This is a genomic window from Halolamina salina (assembly GCF_042678005.1).
Lineage (GTDB): Archaea > Halobacteriota > Halobacteria > Halobacteriales > Haloferacaceae > Halolamina > Halolamina salina.
Map to the genome: position 1 here is coordinate 766 of NZ_JBHUDH010000188.1, position 471 is coordinate 1,236.

Sequence of the window (471 nt, forward strand, 5' to 3'; positions counted from 1 at the left end):
AGCATTGCCCTCGCTCGATCCGGCGGTACAGCCGGCGAGCGCGAGCGTACCGCCGACGCCGACGGCCTGCAGGTAGCGCCGCCTGTCCATGCTGGAACAACTGTTTGAAGTTTCAAATAGCTACTGAAGTAACTGAAAGTGGTTCTCACTCGCGACCACAAGCCCCATCGCCCTCCGGCGAGGAGGACGGCCGTGCAGCGACGCACTCGTGCGGTGCTGGGGTTCGCGGTCGTCCTCGTCGTCGGCCTCGGCGCCGCGCTCACCTCGCCGCGGTGGGTGCTCACCCGACTGGACTGGCTGGCCGCGGACCCCCTACGCTTCACGGCCGCGCTGGTCGTGCTGGCGCTGATCCGCCCCCTGCTCGCGTGGCCGACCACGCTGATCGCCGTCGTCGTCGGCTACGGCTGGGGACTCCGGGGCCTCCCGATCGCGCTGGCGCTGATCGCGCTCACCAGCGTCCCGCCGTTCCTG

1 pseudogene is annotated in these 471 nt (G+C 69.6%); it reads left to right on the top strand.

The features are described 5' to 3' along the window. Nucleotides 1-192 precede the first annotated feature (192 nt). Nucleotides 193-471 (top strand): annotated as a pseudogene (locus ACFR9S_RS14010) (TVP38/TMEM64 family protein); the annotation flags it as partial.